Genomic DNA, 18991 nt, shown 5'->3' on the forward strand with positions numbered 1-18991 from the left:
GTTTGGACGCAGAATTGTACCATTAAGTTACATTGTTAATAAAATATATAAGAAGTTCTCCACTTAAGAGAAAGCATATCTAAACAGCCCATAGTATAGAGGTCCAATCGCGATAACTAATGTTATCAACATCCAAACTCTCCTCGTCATAATTGGTAATCCATCCAAAATCTCTTCCCCTTCGTTATCCTTTAAAAGCATTGCGAATAATACATCCCATAACAGAGCTGTCACAGTAATAATTTTCCACAAAGAAGGATTTAAAATAGCCGTTTCCGTTACATATCCTAGCAACCCTATCCATGTAATAACGGATACGACAAAATCGATTTTGCTAAGGCTCGACTTATACTTTCCTTTAATAAGATACGATAGTGATGCTGTGCCAAGCAATCCAAGATAGATCGTCCATAAAACGTGTTCCATACGTACTCCTCATTCTTTGCTGTATTTTAATATTTACTGTTTCTTCGCCACCCTTTGCTATTATAGCTATTCAACTCTATAACTGATATATTTAGCACTTTTCCATATTATAGAAACTTCTCATCCGCACTTTCCTATACTCATTTATTGTTTTCATCCCCCAGCCCACATTATGACAAAGCTCACATCCTCATTCCCTGTTTAAGTGCTACATTTGTTAACGACCAACTGACCGTAATAGTAAAACGGTCAATAAAGGATTTACCTTACTATTATCCTTTCAATCTACAAGGAGGTGTATATGCGATGAAAACGATAGATCGAAGGCAACAGGTGATGGATTCTGCCGAGAAATCCTTTGCCCTGTTTGGCTACAAAGCCACAACGATGGAGCAGGTTGCGAGACTTGCCAATGTGGGCAAGGGAACGATCTATACTTTTTTCGAAAATAAAGAAGAACTGTTCAGCGAGATTCTGCGCTCGATCATTGCAGATATGAGACAGATTACAGAGCAGACGGTGAAGGAAGAGAACTCCTTTCTGGATAACGTGCATATGAGTATGGATTCTTTGCTGGAGTACCGGGAGGAACATGAGCTGTTGATCAAGCTCTTTCAGGAGGTCAACGAGTTCGGTACGCCGCAGGCCAATGAAGGTCTGCAGAAAGTGGAGACAGCCATTCTTGAATATCTGGAGCGGCAGGTGAGCCGTGCCATGGAGTTGGAGCAGATTCGCAGGGACGATCCCAAGCTGGTTTCTTTTGTCCTGTTGAAGCTGTATGTCACCTTAACCTCAGATTGGAACAAAGCGCATCCTACGTTGCACAAAGATCAGATCAAAGATTTTGTGGGCCTCTTTCTCAAGAATGGCTTATCCCCCACCTCGAGAAAGGCATGCCGCTAGATTCAACACATAATAGAGATAGAACAAACGGATTAGCGTAAGGATAGGGAGAGAACATGATGAAATCATTCCGCGTATTTGGGCAGGATCTGAAGTCCGCCTTCAAGAAACCAAAAGTATTTATTCCAATTCTCGTTGTACTGTTCATTCCCGTGCTGTATAGTGGCCTGTTCCTGAACGCATTCTGGGACCCCTATGGCAAAATGAATGAGTTACCTGTGGCCGTGGTCAACACGGATCAGGGTGCAGTCTACAATGACAAATCACTCGAGGTCGGTCAGAATCTGGTCGATGAATTGAAAAAAAGTGATGATTTCGACTGGCAATTCGTGACTCGTGAACAAGCAGAACAAGGTATGGAGGACAACACGTATTATATGACGATTGTGATCCCAGAGGATTTTTCAGCAAAAGCCACCACTCTGATGGATGAGCGCCCCGAGCCGGCCGACCTTATCTATGAGCCCAATGAAGGATACAACTTCCTCGCGGGTCAGATCGGCGGCACGGCGGTCAAACAAATTCGCTCCAAAGTCGCTGCCAAAGTCACAGAATCGTATACCGAAACGTTATTGGATCAGATTGAAAAAATCTCTGGCGGTTTGGCGGATGCCGGGGATGGTGCAGGTCAGATTCATGATGGTGCGATTAAGCTGGATGAGGGTGCTGCTACATTAAAAGAGAACCTCTCTAAACTGGCGGCAGGCACCGACAAGCTGGAAACGGGCGTAGTTCCGTTAAAAGAAGGTACGACTACGCTCGCCCATGGCATAGGTGATCTACATACTGGCGCGAGTGCCTTGTCCAGTGGCCTGTCTCAATTGGCAGCAGCAGGTACGAAGCTAAGTGATGGAGCAACCCAGGCTGAAACAGGCGGCAAACAGCTACAGGCTGGCCTTCAATCTGCTCAGGAAGGCGCAGTCAAGCTGGATGCAGGACTGGCGGCTTCCGAGGAAGGCAGTGCAAAGCTGACTGCTGGGCTGCAAAGTTCTGTTGAGGGCAGTGGCAAACTTAGCGAGGGTGCCAAGGCTGTTGCGCAAGGTCTTACTCAATTGGCCGAAGCGAGTCCGGAACTTGCCGCAAGTCCTGCTGTGCAGCAGCTACTAGCAGCTAGTCAGGCCGTAGCGGCAGGCAGTGAACAGCTGTATCAGGGTGGACAGCAATTGGTCGCAGGCAGTCAAAACTTGTACGCTGCACAGCAACAACTGCATCAAGGCAGCAGCCAGTTGGTACAGGGTCATCAACAACTGGTAGAAGGAGCTACGGAGTTGTCCGCCGGACAAGAAAAGCTTGCAACAGGGCTGAAACAGTTCAATTCCAAATTATCCGAAGCAGCCGCTGGCGGAGCCAAACTTGCGGATGGTTCAGCTCAATTGAATGCTGGTGCAGGCAAGTTGGTTGCAGGTGTAAGCCAGCTTACAGACGGAATCTCAACCTTGGCAGATGGCTCACATAAGCTCGATGACGGCGCCGGTCAGTTAAAAGAAGGTACGCTTAAGCTAACGGACGGCTCTGGCGAACTTGCCACCAAGCTGAATGAAGCGGCTGAGCAGACGGGTAGTGTGAAAAAGACCGATGAATTGGTAACCATGTATGCAGAGCCTGTTCAGGTCGATGAGCATAAATATAACGAGGTTCCTAACTATGGTACAGGATTCTCGCCATACTTCCTGTCACTCGGGCTATTTGTAGGGGCATTGATTGCCACACTGGTAGTGCCAACACGCGGCAGTACGGTTAGTGACGCAAGTGGCTGGAATCGTTTTGTGAGTAAAACGCTGGCTTTTACACTCATGAGTGCTGTACAGTCCCTGCTTGCTTCATGGCTGGTCTTGTATGGCTTGGGTCTGAATGTTCAGAGCGTTCCATTGTTCCTCTTGTTCAGCTTTGTTACCAGCCTAAGCTTCATGTACATCATTCAGGCACTGGTAACTTGGCTGGAGAATCCGGGTCGTTTCCTCGCGATTCTGATGCTGATCTTCCAGCTTACTACCAGCGCGGGCACCTTCCCGCTCGAACTTATTCCTAATTGGTTGAAAGTATTCAACCCATGGCTGCCTATGACCTATTCGGTAACGGGATATAAAGCAGTCATCTCAAGTGGACAGTTCGGCGTGGCTTGGGATCAGATCGGGATTCTGTGCATCTTTGCTGTGATTGGGCTTGGAGGAACCTTAACGTATTTCATGGTGCATCGGACCCGTGAGGTTGAGGACGTTAGCGGTGAGGTCGTACTTCACCTATAAAAAGTAAAATAAAAAGCAAAGGCGTGTACCTAAGCTCCACCCTCTTCTGGACAACAAGGGGTGTCGGCTAAGGTACGCCTTCGCTTTTTTTAGTTTTAACTACAATCTAAGTTTGCTAACTTCATATTTCTAGTATGTAGAGTAAATTTCAGAACTTGAGATAGCGAAACTAAACAATAGCACGAGCAAAATAAGTAATACATACATCGCTGTACCGATGATTCCACAAACAAGTCCAGCAATGGCTAATCCTCTGCCTTGCTCCATGCGAACTCTGATCTCTTTGAAGGCCAAAGATGCAAATATAATCGCGACGATGCCGATTACAATACCCACATAAGGAATCGTGACGGACAGAATCCCCAAAACTAGTGATACAATCGATTTACTATTGGTTTTTGGTATTACATAAGGTGGTGGTGGAAGTGTGTCGTTATAATAACGATCCACATCATTTTCGCGATGTTCCAAGGTAAATCCTCCCTGTTTATTAAGTATGTTCATTATAATCGATTAATAGGAATAACAATATCCATATTATTCTAATTATGAATTACCATTAGATTTATTTTATCCCCATCATCCCGGTCACATATCTTAATCCATAAGCTTATTGATTGTACTTCAAGGATATGAATTTAAGAACCGTTTATCCGTGTGAAGATATAAATCAAGAATACCTCTAACATATAGATATTATTATAGTCGTAATACTTTTCTGATTATCTTTGGGGGATCACTACGATGAAAATCGATAAAGTAATGAACATACTTATGATTGTGATGCTTCTACTTATTGCTTTTTATCAAAATAATGTAGCGGTATTATGTTTTAGTATTGTTTTGTTTGGAATCATGAGTTACACCACTTATCGAATTCGAACACGTTGGAATGTAGTAACTTATATCGTGTTGACCCTGGTATTGATGATCTGGAACATATACCTGTGGACATAAGCTATTACTTTTAAAAAAAAGAACGCAATCCCTTATTACTCATAGGATTGCGTTCTTTCCACATTTCTTAGATTTGAAGTTTCTTCTATCCTTCCACTTCCACCCGCTGCAAAAACGTCCGGGTACGTGCAAGCTTTGGATTGCCAAAGATCTGCTCTGGCGGACCTGCCTCTGCGATCTCACCGTTATCCATGAAGAATACACGATCCGCAACGTCACGGGCGAAGCCCATCTCATGCGTAACAATCATCATCGTCATGTTTTCCTGTGCCAGTTGTTTGATTACGCGTAACACTTCTCCAGTCAGCTCCGGATCGAGTGCCGACGTCGGCTCATCGAACAGGAGAATGTCAGGCTGCATCATCAGTGCGCGAGCGATGGCAACACGTTGTTTCTGTCCACCAGACAGATTGGCTGGATAGACATCGGCCTTGTCCGACAGCCCTACTTTGCCGAGTAATTCCAGACTGCGGTACCGAATGACGCTTGAACTTTCTTTTTTCAAAGTCTTCGGTGCAAGTTCCAGATTATCCTGTACGGTCAGATGCGGGAACAAGTTGAAATGCTGGAACACCATACCCATACGATCCGTCATCTTGCGAATATCTGCGGCACCCGCGTAACGGCCATTATCAACCAACGTCTGATCCTGAATGCGAATCGTTCCGCCCGAAATATCCTCCAGATGGATCAGGCTGCGCAGCATCGTACTTTTCCCCGATCCCGAAGGACCGATCACGGCAATCACTTCGCCTGGTTCCACGTTGAAGGATACCTGCTTCAGCACATCAAGGGTACCGAAAGATTTTCTCAACTCTTTTACTTCTATTATATGTGTCATATGCAGACAGTCCTTTGATTGATCAGATTTAATTTATTCAAATGAAAAGCGCTTCTCCAGTGCCTTGAACAACAACGTGAGTACGAGTGTCATGAGCAGATACATCACCGCTGCCACGAAGAAAGGGATCAACTGCAAGTCCCGATTTACCGCCGCTTGTGCATAATACAACAGCTCTGGTACAGCAACAGCATAGAGCAGTGCCGTATCCTTGATGAGCGTAATGGACTCATTGGCCGTTGCGGGCAATACTACACGAATCATCTGAGGGATGATGACTTTGGTCATTGTCTGCCACTTCGTTAATCCCAGAACTTTCGCCGCTTCATGTTGCCCCTTATCAATGGAAAGCAGTCCGCCCCTGAAGATTTCCGCAAAGTAAGCCGCATAGTTCAGGATGAACGCAATCCCTGCCGCAACAAAACGATCAAACACCAAGTATTCCCCAATTACCGGAAGCAACGGTAACCCGAAGCAGAAGAATAGAATTTGGAGCAGCAGTGGTGTTCCTCGCATTACGTAGACGTAGGTATGGGCAATCCACGCCAGCGGTTTAATTTGGCTTCTCATCGCAAGTGTGACCGCAAATCCAAGCGGTACGGATAACACGATCGCCAGCAAGAACATGAAAATGGTGGTCTGTGCACCCTCTAACATCGGTTTTAAAATGGTCGATAGATAATCCCAACTCATTATTTTGTCTCCTCTAATCTGTTAACCCCGCATTCCTCTGGGGCATGAATCACTCCAGCGTGGAATACGGGGTCCGTTTTGTTTCTAACTATATATCAGGTGTATAACCTGCCTATTTCAGAACCTTATCTTCACCCAACCATTGAGTGGAGATTTTAGCCGCTGTTCCGTCTGCATTCAAATCATCCAGCGCTTTTTGCAGCTGATTCAGAAGCTCTTCATTGCCTTTTTTGATACCAATGCCATATTGTTCCGGTGCAAGAGATTCATCCATCAGTTTGAATGTTCCCTCTTCTTTGGACATGTAGTATCTCGCTACCACTTCATCAATGATGACCGCATCCAGACGTTTTGTCTTCAGATCCGTCAGTGCAAGCACGTTATCCTTAAATTCGGAAGCTTTGACTTTATCCTTAAGCGGACTTGCTGCTAATGCATCTGCCGCGGAGGACAGCGCCTGCAATCCCACATTTTTGCCATCGAGTTCATCCAGCTTTGTAATTGGTGAGTCTGCCAAGGTAATAGCAACTTGACTGTTTTCCAGATACGGCTTCGTGAAGAGCACTTTTTCTTTGCGCTCATCTGTAATGGTGTACCCGTTCCAGATCATGTCGATCCGGCCACTGTTCAGCTCTGACTCTTTGGAAGACCAGTCGATTGGCTGGAATGTGATTTCTTTACCCATTTTCTCCGCTGCAGCTCTTGCGTAATCAATATCAAAACCAACAATTTCGTTCTGCTCGTCCCGGAAACCCATTGGAGCAAACTTATCATCAATTCCTACAACAATCGTGTTATCGTCTTTGCTTGCGGAACCGGAACAACCAGCCACAATCAATACACATATACTAATGAATAATAGTAGAATCGCTTTTTTTCTCATCTCTCGAACCCCTCCATGTCTATAACCAAAACCCAAACGCTTTAGTTCGTTACCACGTTATCAGAGATTTATAATAACATAGCATGGGAGAAGAGTCGAGTCTCTTGCCTATTTCCTTCTATTTCATGCAGCTTAATTGTCAACAATCTGTGAAAAAACCTCTTTCACTTGTGCCGGTTCTACCAGCTTCTCGCATATTGGAAATCCCAATTATGTAGCCCCTTCAACTCCGTACCCACTCATTGATTAGCAACATTTCTCTCTCGCTTTTCGTCTGGAAAATATTAGGGAGGTGGATGAAATAAAATTCTTCAATACGATAAGAACATTGACCACATTGGTTTTTCTTTCAACTATGCTGATATTATCCGGCTGTAATCCTACTTCAAGTCATGGTACAAAGGAAGTCGAAATGGGATCAAAACAGCTTCAGGAACCGGAACCCAACTTACCTCAGAAACTGCCTACGCCAACTATTCAGAGCGACAGCGGCATCTCTATTCCTGCTATACAGGGCAGTTATTGCTGGGGAGGCACCTGCGCTGATTACGCTAGTCTAAATTTTGAAGACAACACTCCGGTCCAAGTTCTTGCCGGTGAGGATTTATCCATAGACATGGGTATAGATATCCCCCCGGATGAGATAAGTATTTCTGAATATGTGGACAACCGCAATACATACGTTACTTCTTCGGATGGGACCTTCCAACTTCCCAAGGAACCAGGGACACATTATTATGGAGCATTTGTCCGCTGGTCTTCCCCTCAAGATTCACAGATCAGCCTGGGAGATACTTTTTTTACGTTTGTGGTTCGTGTCGTTGAGAAAAAATAGAATCAAACAGAGCCCCTCCAATACTGGAGAGGGCCCCGTCTACTCTTTATATTTCTTATTCATTTTTCTTGATTTTCATATTCCGTTTATATTTCGTTGTTGTACATCCTGCCTCCAACTATTGCTGCACTTTCTCGCGATCTTTTCCTTTATCGGATTCACCCGCGTTTTTGTTGGCAGCATCGCGATCCTGCTGCATCTCTTCAACGGTTTTCACCTTGAGACGCGCGGCGCCCTCATATTCCTTCGTTGGAATCAAGTTACCTGCAGCAAGTCTTGCTTCTGCGGCGGCAATCGCATCTTCGTACTGTGGCAACCACTGGGCCTGTGCAACGAGCATCTCGTCGACCATCTGCCAGATCTCTTTCGGATTACATACGGCACCCACGAGCGGGTCCATCATGAACGCCTGACGAAGTAATTTGTCATCTCCGTTCACCGCGGCTTCAACCGCGAGCCGTTGCACGGAAATGCTCACACTACATACCGCAGCCGGACCAAGTGGCAGATCGCCTACATGCGGCATAGAGATACCGTTACGATCCACATATCCCGGTGCCTCAATAATTGCATCATCCGGCAGGTTGGAGATGACTCCATTATTAACGGTATTGAAATGTCCGCGATAGACGCGTCCGGTCTCCAGTCCCTCGATAATATACGAACCGTGCTCCTCACCCCGTTTTTCCGGAATGAATTGCATCGGTTCATCCTTCATCCAGTTTGGAAAATCAGTTTCGAACCAGTTGCGCCCCTCGGTACACACCCGCAAATATCCACCCGTCTCTCCGTTGATCCAGTTGCCCAGGTCGATCCATTCGTTGATCTCTTCTGGACGTTTGCGGTACCACGGCACATATTCACTCAGGTGACCATTCGATTCCGTACTGTAATACCCAAAGCGGCGCAGCATATCGATCCGCACTTTCTCGGTGCGGCTGTACTCCGGATGTTTCTCGAAGGCTTCGAGCAGATCTCCTGTAAGGTCTTTACCTTCATGAGACGCTTGAATATACCAGGTCTGATGGTTGATGCCGGCACAGACAATATCCACTTCACTCTTTTTCAATCCAAAAGCTTCCGCAATCTGATGATGACCATGCTGTACGCCATGACACAGTCCGATCGTCCGCACACCGCCGTACTTGTTGCAAGCCCATGTGAGCATCGCCATCGGATTGGAATAGTTCAAGAGCAGCACGTCAGGTGCGCTCTGTTCACGAATATCTTTACAGATGTCCAGCATCTCGGCGATTCCGCGTTGTCCATACATAATCCCGCCTGCACACAGCGTATCGCCGACACATTGGTCTACCCCATATTTCAGTGGAATGTCCACATCTGTTGCAAATGCTTCCAGTCCCCCAACACGAATCGTACACAGTACATACTTCGCATCTTTTAACGCTTCTTTCCGATCCGTTGTCGGCTGAATCTGAATATTCAATCCATTCTCACGGATATCCCGCTGACACAGCTCAGTCACCATGTCCAGATTGTGCTGGCTAATGTCGCAGAACGCAATCTCGATGTTGTTAAATTCCGGTACCGTGAGCAAATCCCTTAATAATCCCCGTGTAAATCCAATACTTCCTGCCCCGATAAACGCCACTTTAAACGACATGCCTATGTCCTCCCCTAATCCGAATCTTTCGCTTCGGTTAATGACTCTCTTCATGAGATCATTGTACCAACGGCAAATAGGGAAGCGTTATCAAAATCATGACCTGTTCAAGATCTTGTTGTCAAAAATCCTAACTTTAATGCGTCAGATCCAATAACCGATAAGCATTCAAAATAACTGCAATCTACTCATTCATCTGGCGGGTACTGACTGACATGTCGTTCCATCGAGGAGCGAAACTCAACTGGCGTACAGCCTGTATATTTCTTGAATAACATATGAAAATACTGACGACTGCCTACTCCGACATAATCGGAGATTTCGGAAATCGGGATATTGGTCTGCTGAAGCAGCATCTTGGCCTTCTCCATGCGAAGCATCGTCAGGTAGTCGGTAGGTGTCCGTTGCGTGTGCTGACGAAAAATGCGATGTAAATAGCCCGGATGCAGATTGACGGCTGCCGCGATATCCTTCATCTGAATGTTGCGATCCATATTGTGATGCATGAATTCAATAGTTCGTTTGACATACAGCTCCGCCTGATCTGGCGCACTCCGGCTCATCTCTCCGCGCAGACGTGCAACACGGACAAGCAATTGGATGAACAGCGTACGCACAAGCATACCCTGTTCCGGGGACGAGAGATTCCGGGCTTCGCGATGATGCGACCGTTCCTCTGACGGAATAATCCTCATCGGCGCAGTTGATCTTCCTTGCTCCATCAGACCGCGCTGATCAAGTTCCAGCACCAGACTTTTCATAATGTGATACACCTCTTCCGGATCAGGCAGTACCAGGTATGGCGAAGCATTAGTTAGTAAAGTATGGACTTCTTCCTCTTCCAACGCGAGCTGACGGATGGATAACTGTCCGGGAGGTGAGCCTGAGAATCCAAACTCCACATTAAGCATCCGGCAAGGCACACCATCTTCCACCAGCAAACGGTGCGGGACACCTGCGTCCAGCATAATGAATTGCCCTTTTTTCAAAACGGTCTGCTCTGAGCCCCCATCCGGCATCTGCACATCCACCCGGCACATTCCCGAAATAATATACATGATCTCCGTCGAATCATGATGGTGATAGGACATACGATAGTTGTCCCATTGCTTATAGTAGTACGCGTAAAAACGCGGTCCACAATCCTCTGTTCGCAACGCCTCCTGATACAGGCTTCCTGTCCAGCGATTCGTGATGCTCATATCCATACCTCCAGTCCTTCAACGATCGATCCTCACTTTTCTCTATTGTAACAATTCTGTATGTTCGATATAAACTGTCTTAGTTAAAAGCCTCATTGTATTATTTAATTAGATAAATATATAATTAGCATGTTATCTAATTAATATATATGACTGTCTATACTTAAGGAGGTTTCCAATCATGAGTACCACCTTTCATTTGGTGAGACATGGTCTCAAAGAACGACGAATCGGAGATGTCTCCCTCACTTCCAAAGGGGTTTTACAAGCCGAAGCCACAGCACTTCATTTTGCCAGAGCTACCTATCCTGTTACTAAAATCCTGACCAGCCCACTTCGACGAGCCCGAGAAACCGCAAGTATGATTGCCCGCCACACCCCTTCCTGTATAACCGAAGATCCTCGCCTGCGCGAACGTGCCAATTGGGGCGATTGCCCGGATCAGTCATTCGAAGAATTCATTGCGATGTGGGATCGATGTACGTCTGACCCAGATTACATCCCACCCGTGGGAGACTCGGCCAAACAGGCTGGTGAACGTCTGGCCTCCCTCCTAACCGAATTAGCTAATGAAGAGCCAGAGAACAGTAACATTATTGTGGTTGCACATGGTGGACTCATTACTGATTTTCTGGTGCAAACCTTTACCGAGCGCGAGCTTAACGTCTGGCATTCCGATTTTATAGCTATGCAGAACCAATTGATCCCCGAGTGCTCCATTACCACATTGATCCATGATCAAGGAAATTACACCATTAAAGCGTTCGCTTCTACCGTGCATCTATATAAGTTGAAATAAAGATTATTAACACTGACACTACGATGACAGAACAACCATCCAATCGCTGTTATCCCCAGATTTATTGATTCCCTTTCTAAAGGGAAAATCCGGGGATAGCTTATGCTTCCGATGCAGCTTTCTTTCAGAAAGCATTTAGGCGAACGCTTCGCTTTTTCAGGTTTTTTCTGTCCTCTCTGTTATCGTGTAAATGATTAGTTCAACTTATTTAGACTTAACTTATGTAAAAGAATGATGTAACACGGATGGCTGGGAAAACGCCAAGCTTTATCCGCAGATCCTTATGTGAAAAAAGCTCTGAAACTCCATATGCGAGACACATTGGAATTTCAGAGCTTCGATGCCAACGCCTAAAACTAACGACGCTGCGTTACGTTACAGTCTGATCATGAACACATGTTATGTTGCTATTGCTAGCTATTATTACTCAAGCCTGTTTACTTTCCGCCCTTACCTGGCGTGTAGAACTTAGGCAGCGTTACTTTTGACCAGTCAATATCCGATGCCATGTAGAAGGACGGGTAGGACGGCTGGTTGTATCCACTGTTCTGTCCGGCAATGCCCACACGATACATTGCATCATGCATCAGCGTGTACAACTTGCGGTCCGTTTTCTCGGTACTCAGATAGATACGGATCGCTGAACTGTCCGTGGTTCTCACCAACATCTCTTCCCGCCAATCCCCGAAGATATCAGCTACGAGAGAAGGCGTACCTTTCGTGTGATTGTTAGTCAATGTACCTGTTGCCGTCAGCAACGTGCCACGATTCCAATCCTTGATGGTTGGTGTAACATCAATCGCACCATCTACGATCTGTGTCGTCATATCACCAGCCCAACGGATATTCATATTGGTTCCCGGTGCTTGATCACTGATTTTCTCACCCTTAGCTGTCCACAAACCTACAGCCCATGTCTCCAGACCACGACGAGTTGGATCAACATCACCCACCATGCCACGTCCGGTATCTTTCCCCGTGTACCCACCATAGATCACTTCTCCGGTCTTGGCATCCCGCAGGGAATAGCCGTACGGCGCCCACGGACCACCCTCGTGAACCATGAAAATCTCCAGTCCCGGACGATCCGGGTCGATATCTGCCACATGAAGTGCGTCCCCATGACCCAGACGAGCAATGGTTCCCGGTGCAGCACTTTCGGCAGGCATGAGGTCTGTGGAGCTGTACAGCACGCTGCCGTCATGATCAATCGTAGCGGAGCCATAGATAATCTCCTGTTTGCCGTCTCCATCCACATCCGCCACACTGAAATAGTGCGCACCTTGAGTGGTGATGGAACCATACTGCGGATCTGTGCCATCCACACCATGTGGTCCATCATTAAACGGGTTCTTCATCGGCGTCCAACCGCTGTCCACTTTCCATTCCTTTTTCAGTTTCTTGCCGTCCCAATTGTAGGCAACCATCGTTGAACGTGTATAGTATCCGCGTGCAAATATAGCAGATGGTTTCTTGCCATCCAAATACGCCACGCCTGCCAGGAAACGGTCCACCCGATTCCCCGGTTCGATCCGTGCCATGGCATAATCGCCCCACATCAGGCCGTCATCATGACGTTCAGGTTCATAGGGAATGGTCTCCAGCTCTTTGCCTGATTTGCCTTCAAATACCGTAACATACTCCGGTCCATCCACGATAAAACCTTCGAACTTGCGCAACTCATTGCGGTTGCTGCGTTCTACTGCGTACACATCAATGAAATAGTCGGCCAGGCTCTCGGCATCCTGCTGAGATAATGGGTAGTTATATTTTTTCTCAATTCCAAAAGCCTCTTCCAATGTTGCAGGCCAGTTGCCCTTCACAACCTCGTCGTGTTTATGCCAGTTCCTGAACATATCCACCACGTGATCGTAGTAACCATCCGCACTTAAACGATAATCATCTTCGTTCGAGTACCCTGCCTTGCGATCCTGCTTCGGAAGCGTGATGTATTTCTCGGAGGTCACTTTTCCTTTTTTGTTATATTTGATAATCTTCGTGCCCGGAGCGGTCTTGAACATCATCTCGGCTTTACCATCCCCGTCAAAATCATAAACGAGCATCTGTGTATAGTGAGCACCTGCACGAATGTTGACCCCAAGATCAATTCGGTACAGCAATTGTCCGTCTATGGTGTAAGCATCAATGTAGGTTTTACCGGTGTATCCTTTCTGCGATACGTCCTTGGCATTGGAAGGGTCCCATTTGACGAAAAATTCATATTGGCCATCCCCGTCCACATCACCCACACTCATGTCATTGGCAGAATACGTATAAGCTTCTCCGGCAGGCGTCACACCATCGGCGGGTTTTTGCAGTGGAATGTCCACATACCCGTTCGCCCAAGGTTTGACGGATGCACTACGTTTGCTTTCCTTGCCCTTCTTGTTCACCGCTGCCACTTCATAACGGGAAGACGATTTACCCGCGGAATCTACATAGTTGGTGCTGTCGGTGACGGTAGCGATCTTTTTGCCATCACGATAGACGTTAAAGTCCGTACCTGTCAGCCCTTTGTCGCTATACCCTGTGGCCTCGTCACCAAGCAATCTCCAACTGAGAAACACACCTTCAGATGTCGATGCAGCCACCAGTCCCCGATCCAGATATTCCAGTTGAATCTCTTTCACGTGACTGCCCCCCTTATGTGATTGCAGGCTGGCCTCCGTCGACCCATTACCGTTGGAAGCCTCCGCTCCCGTAACGCCAGCTGTTCCTCCAATGAGCAAAGCTACGCTAAGTGCCGAAGAGAGCACCTTGGCTGCAAGTGGCATACGAGCCTTCTTGCGACCGGATTGCTGACCTGACACCGATCCCTTATGTACCGGCGCTGTTGTTTCTGAGTTCATCCACCTTCACGCTCCTTGAGACAGAATGGGTAACGCTTGTACACATCGATGATGATTAGACGTTCGATAATTCATACAGGCCTTCTTCAACGAAAGTTCCCAACCCTTAATGATTACGCTTACAAAATTAAAAAAGAGAAATCAGCTTGCCCGACTACCAGAGTGCGGTCCCCCTTCCATTCTCTTTCCAATCCGAGCGAGGTGATCCCGCCCATCGGGTTCTATTATAGACATCCTGCCTGCCAGACCCTAGGCAAATATCCGTCCAAAACGATCAATAATCAGTGTTTTTAGGAGTCATTTAGGAAATAAGTACTTGCAACTCTGAGGGTTATCCGTTCCGGTTACGAATCGTTCTTATGATCGCTGTTATCCCCGGATTTTCTTCCATCCCCTTTCCAAGGGAAAAATCCGTTGATAAAGGTGAGATGATGCTTACGAAGTAGCTTTCTTGCAGAAAGCTTTCAGCTTCGCTTCTTCAGAATCGATTTCGTCCCCTCCACTACGTTACTCAGTTGATCAAGAACTTCAATCTAGAATGACTCTTGTAATGCATAGCGAAAAACCGCGATCCTCTAACACACTGAGGATCGCGGTTAAGACAGTTACAAGTAAAGCTTAAGGCTCAATACCCCATACCAGGTTTCCACCTTGGTAGAGTGTTACCTTGTTCCAATCCTGATAGGATGTTTTCGTTGGATCGAAGGAGTAGTCATTCGTCTCGTCAAAGTTGGACCAGTCTGTTTTGTACATGCGAAGCTGGATGTCTCCAGTCTGTCCACCAGCCTGAATGCTGCCAGCGCCAGATGTGAAGCTCAGCTCCACATACGAGTCTGTGAAGGTACGCTGGATGTTGGCTCCGCCAACTTGAGCGTAATCGATGGCAGAATCCATCGCAGCCGAGCCTTCTTTCGAGAAGTAGTACCGGATCTTCAGATCACTCAGATTCACAGCAGTACTGCCCAGATTTTTGATGTTGAAATACGGTTTGATCTGGCTATCCTGAGCATTGGTATCTCCGGCACGATATTGCACGACAAGATCACTGGTTGGTACAACGACACTTTGAGGTGTCGCGGAAGCTACAGCGGAATTGGCACTTTGCCCTGCTGTATTCACTGCACTTACCACATAATGATACGTTGTGCCGTTCGTGAGGGCAGTATTCGTGTAGGACGTACCACTCACATTCGCGGCGATCGTTGTGAACGGACCTGATGCACTCAGCGCGCGTTTCACATTATAACTTGTTGCACCTGTAGAAGCGGTCCACGTCAGGCTCACCTGTGCATTGCCCGCGGTTGCTGTGAGAGCAGTCGGTGCAGCTGGCGCCGTTACACCTGCAACGGGTGTAGCTGTTGCTGTTGCAGAGTTAACACTTTCACCTACTGCATTTGTTGCCGTTACCACATAATAATAGGTTGTACCATTGATCAGGCCGGTATTGCTGTAAGACGTTCCACTTACATTGGCTGCAATTGTTGTGAATGGACCTGAAGCACTCAGTGCCCGCTTCACACTATAACTTGTGGCCCCTGTAGAAGCAGCCCACGTCAGGGAGACTTGAGCGTTACCAGCAGTAGCCGTCAATGCTGCTGGTGCTGCCGGAGCTGTTGTTCCGCCCGGAGGATTGCCTCCACCGTTACTTGCAGGAAGTACAGGGAATGCGTTTTTCACCAGTGCCACGAATTGATCATGGAACCAGTGACCCGATACTGGGGCATTAGGCAATGCACCTGTTAATACACCATCACGAGTTGTGAAGGTTGGATCACACATCCGGTCGAAACCTTTACCTTCGTTATTCGGAATTTCGGAGCTGGAGCCATCGGATTCACCCGGAGGTTTCACCCATACATAAGCATCCAGATGCGCTGGTCCTGGTGCAGCCTTAGGTGCTTCACCAATACCTGCGCCACTGGCATTACACCAGTTCCCCCGATGCTCCCGGCGGTCTACACGTCCGGAATTCACATAATCGTTGATGTTGCTGCCCGTAGCAGATGCTGGACGGTCTACCCCGCCCCACCCATTCCGGCTAGTATCAATCAGGAAACCTGTGCTGCTTGGCCATCCAGCTTGTACGAAATCGGCATACAGCGCAGCAGTGAAATCGGTTTCGTCAAAATAAGGATTCCACTCATAAAACTTGGCCGATTTAATCGGTTGTCCACCGATATTAAGATCAGGGTTAGACAGATTCGGTTCCCCCAGCGGTGTAGTGTTCGCTGTATTTGTAATGAAACCATCTGCACTGCTCAGACCCGCGGCTGTCCCTTGCACAACACTTGTATACAGCGCGACTGCTGCAGAACGGTTGTTATCCCATCCAAGCCAGCCAGAGTGGCCGATATCCAAATAGTTGTACACATTCGGAATGGCGTGCAGCTTGTCCAATGCATACTTCACACCCGCCTCATAGATACCTGTTGAGCTGGCTTGACCACAAGCTGGTGTACTCAGGTTGGTCACAAGGTTAGGCAGACTGTCCGGTTCAATGACGGCAATAATACGAATATCCTGATACTTCGGATCTGCGAAGATATCTGCAATGACATCAATATAATCCGTTTTATATGTCTGCAGTGCCGCCTGTGTTAGTGGAAGTTCACCATTCGATGCGAGTGCATGACAATCCCGTCCGGGCAAGTTATAGATAACAAATGAAGCGGTGATCGGTGTACCCGGTTTCTTTTGAGCAAGTGCAGCGTCCAGATGTTCCTCGATGCTCTTGCGTCCGGCATTGTTCACCCCGCCATTAATCGCAGCAATCCGGTCAACCCATACTGCGGTTGGATACGATTTGACCGTCTCCATCTTGGCCTTCAACGATGCATCGTTGGTCAGTGCAATGGACGTATCTACGAGAGCCGAATAGTCCTGGTTCAAATAAGCCGTTGCCCCTACAAATGGATTATCCACATGTGCTTCAGCCGCCTGAGTCAAGCCTGGAGACAATCCAGGGAAAATCCCCGCAGCGAGCAGCGTTGCAGCCAGCATTTGTTTTACACCTTTGCGCAGGATCTTTTTACCTCTCGATTTGGTTTTCAATTTAGTCTTCATAGTTCCACCTTTCCTTTAGTTAGATTGGGTTGTACTCATGTCTGATCCTCTGTGTCATTATGATGCTTAGCACGAAGAGAACGTTCGGATGAGTTGGTTGTATCACCTCCAAAAAGAAATGGTTGTATAACTGGAATCTTGAGCAAACAAATGGTGTGTGAGGGCGAATCATGTGAATGAGTATAATATGGTGGGTGTGGTTGAACGTGTGTTAGACATGAAGAAGTGTGAACAATGACTTACGAGATGTCTGATTTCCAAATTCGGTAAGCGCTTTCTTCAAACAGTTAAAAAAAAGGTCTTCGCCTATCCATCTACAAACATGATGTTCGGTGTCACCTCCTTATGTTCTGATTATACGACATGTAAATATTACTGTAAATTGAATTATATAAATTTAATTATATTTTTTTCCATAATTGAGGCAGGAATCTGGACATCCCTTGCTCCAAACGACACACGAGGTTCATCCTGGCAATCTGCCACAATGAACCTCGTGTTTTTCAATGCCGAATGAACCCGCTCGTCTAGATAGTCATTACATATAATGCCTTGTTCTTATATTCCTACATCTAAGGCAAAACGACAATGTCTCCCGGTTTTAAGCCACTAACCACTTCCGTCTTGTCCCCCGATTCCATTCCAGCCTGGATGGTCAGCGGCTCTGTCTGTCCATTGCCTTTGTCTAACAGTACGTAAGGCTCGGTCTGATCCCGCATGATCGCGAGGCTGGACACTACCGTCACTTTATCCTTCCGCATTGTCTCGATATCGCCTTCCAGACTCACGCCTCCATACATTCTGGTGTCCGGCTTCAGATCAATGACCACGTCAAACTGTGAAGCTTGCTTGAGGTCCATATCGGTACTCTTGCGGGCGAATTTGGATACCTTACTCACCTTCCCGGTGAATTGCAGGTCTTTCTGCGCTGTCATTCGCACCTTAACTGGCATGCCCACCTTGAGTCTGAACATTTCTTCCTCACCAACAATCGTCATAAATTTCAGTTTGCTGATGTTTGTAATGGACCCGATCAGCTGTCCTTCCGTCACCGCACTTGTCTTGCTATCCTCTTCATTCATCTGAAATATACCGGTAGCAGAAGCATATACAACAGACTTACTTATTACTGCCTGCTTTTTCTGTATCTCCTTCTCCTTGAGGACCAGTGCTTTTTGATTCAACTCATTTGTCAGGCGTTTGCCTTCCCGGTCTGCAAATGCCTTCTTGCGCTCCTCTTCCGTCACGCCAAGCGCCTCGCTCATATTCGCCTGATCCAGGCTAACCTGATTCATCTTATTTTCCAGCTGGGCTTTCTCCAGATCACTCTGCAACTGTTCTACTTCTGTTTGTAACGTGGAAGTATCGAGGGTAAACAGGATATCGCCTTTGCTCACCTGCTCACCACTTTTCACATGCCACTGCTTGATGTTGGAAGCATACGGAGCAAAAATATCCGTCTGATCGGTGTATACGGATTTCCCCTTCACCTGTATCGTTTGCGTCATCGTTTCCTGTGTCACATCAAAGGTAATCGGGGGCGGAATTTCTATAGGCGCCTCCGGTTTTGGCTTGTACTTTTCATACAGCCAGTACCCTGCACCTGCCAAAAGTACAACGGTGATAATGATTTTAATCCATTTCTTCATGTGCCCAATTTCCCTTTCACT

General features: G+C 46.9%; 14 protein-coding genes. 4 read left to right on the plus strand and 10 right to left on the minus strand.

What is annotated here, in order from left to right; genetic code table 11:
• Window positions 1-63: 63 nt before the first annotated feature.
• The gene (locus BLS69_RS18420; protein ID WP_091034290.1) at window positions 64-426 is read right to left on the minus strand and encodes a hypothetical protein; all 363 of its coding nucleotides are present in this window, start codon (window positions 424-426) and stop codon (window positions 64-66) included.
• 306 nt (window positions 427-732) lie between these two features.
• Between BLS69_RS18420 and BLS69_RS18425 the strand changes: the two genes are divergently transcribed.
• Both BLS69_RS18425 and BLS69_RS18430 read left to right on the plus strand, forming a co-directional pair.
• Window positions 733-1329 carry a TetR/AcrR family transcriptional regulator gene (locus BLS69_RS18425; protein ID WP_091034292.1) on the plus strand — a complete coding sequence of 199 codons (597 nt, stop codon included), beginning with the start codon at window positions 733-735 and terminating at the stop codon, window positions 1327-1329.
• A 59-nt stretch (window positions 1330-1388) separates the two neighbouring features.
• Window positions 1389-3575, plus strand: coding sequence for a YhgE/Pip family protein (locus tag BLS69_RS18430; protein WP_091034295.1), 2187 nt, complete (start codon window positions 1389-1391; stop codon window positions 3573-3575).
• 129 nt (window positions 3576-3704) lie between these two features.
• Here the strand turns inward: BLS69_RS18430 and BLS69_RS18435 are convergent, their stop codons facing one another.
• The 4 genes from BLS69_RS18435 to BLS69_RS18455 all read right to left on the minus strand — a co-directional run bounded on the left by BLS69_RS18435 (window position 3705) and on the right by BLS69_RS18455 (window position 6949).
• Window positions 3705-4046: a DUF4190 domain-containing protein gene (locus BLS69_RS18435; RefSeq protein ID WP_091034298.1), complete on the minus strand. Its 342-nt coding sequence runs from the start codon at window positions 4044-4046 to the stop codon at window positions 3705-3707.
• Window positions 4047-4617: 571 nt separating this feature from the next.
• The gene (locus tag BLS69_RS18445; protein WP_091034300.1) at window positions 4618-5373 is read right to left on the minus strand and encodes an amino acid ABC transporter ATP-binding protein; all 756 of its coding nucleotides are present in this window, start codon (window positions 5371-5373) and stop codon (window positions 4618-4620) included.
• A gap of 33 nt (window positions 5374-5406) precedes the next feature.
• Window positions 5407-6066 (minus strand): amino acid ABC transporter permease, encoded by a 660-nt coding sequence (locus tag BLS69_RS18450; RefSeq protein ID WP_091034303.1) that lies wholly within the window; start codon window positions 6064-6066, stop codon window positions 5407-5409.
• A 112-nt stretch (window positions 6067-6178) separates the two neighbouring features.
• On the minus strand, window positions 6179-6949 hold the full coding sequence (locus BLS69_RS18455; RefSeq protein WP_091034306.1) for an amino acid ABC transporter substrate-binding protein: 771 nt from the start codon (window positions 6947-6949) through the stop codon (window positions 6179-6181).
• Between the two features lie 412 nt (window positions 6950-7361).
• Here BLS69_RS18455 and BLS69_RS18460 point away from each other — a divergent pair, with 412 nt between their 5' ends.
• Complete coding sequence (locus BLS69_RS18460; RefSeq protein ID WP_091034309.1) at window positions 7362-7784, plus strand: hypothetical protein; 423 nt, start codon at window positions 7362-7364, stop codon at window positions 7782-7784.
• Window positions 7785-7902: 118 nt separating this feature from the next.
• On the opposite strand, the gene BLS69_RS18465 is transcribed toward BLS69_RS18460, so the two are convergent.
• Complete coding sequence (locus BLS69_RS18465) at window positions 7903-9408, minus strand: alpha-glucosidase/alpha-galactosidase (RefSeq protein ID WP_091034312.1); 1506 nt, start codon at window positions 9406-9408, stop codon at window positions 7903-7905.
• A 188-nt stretch (window positions 9409-9596) separates the two neighbouring features.
• Window positions 9597-10610, minus strand: a complete 1014-nt coding sequence (locus BLS69_RS18470) for an AraC family transcriptional regulator (protein WP_091034318.1) — start codon at window positions 10608-10610, stop codon at window positions 9597-9599.
• Window positions 10611-10791: 181 nt separating this feature from the next.
• On the opposite strand from BLS69_RS18470, the gene BLS69_RS18475 reads away from it, so the two are divergent.
• Entirely contained in the window at window positions 10792-11409 is a 618-nt protein-coding gene (locus BLS69_RS18475) for a histidine phosphatase family protein (RefSeq protein ID WP_091034321.1), read from the plus strand.
• A 437-nt stretch (window positions 11410-11846) separates the two neighbouring features.
• Here BLS69_RS18475 and BLS69_RS18480 read toward each other — a convergent pair whose 3' ends face one another.
• From BLS69_RS18480 to BLS69_RS18490, 3 genes are all read right to left on the minus strand, one after another.
• Window positions 11847-14183 (minus strand): rhamnogalacturonan lyase, encoded by a 2337-nt coding sequence (locus tag BLS69_RS18480; RefSeq protein ID WP_091035142.1) that lies wholly within the window; start codon window positions 14181-14183, stop codon window positions 11847-11849.
• 693 nt (window positions 14184-14876) lie between these two features.
• A complete protein-coding gene (locus BLS69_RS18485; protein WP_176872775.1) occupies window positions 14877-17321 on the minus strand; it encodes a glycoside hydrolase family 6 protein in 2445 nt (814 codons plus the stop codon).
• Between the two features lie 572 nt (window positions 17322-17893).
• Window positions 17894-18970, minus strand: coding sequence for an efflux RND transporter periplasmic adaptor subunit (locus tag BLS69_RS18490; protein ID WP_091034324.1), 1077 nt, complete (start codon window positions 18968-18970; stop codon window positions 17894-17896).
• Window positions 18971-18991: the final 21 nt, after the last annotated feature.

The sequence above is a fragment of the Paenibacillus sp. CF095 genome (assembly GCF_900101225.1).
In the GTDB taxonomy this organism is placed as follows: Bacteria; Bacillota; Bacilli; order Paenibacillales; family Paenibacillaceae; genus Paenibacillus.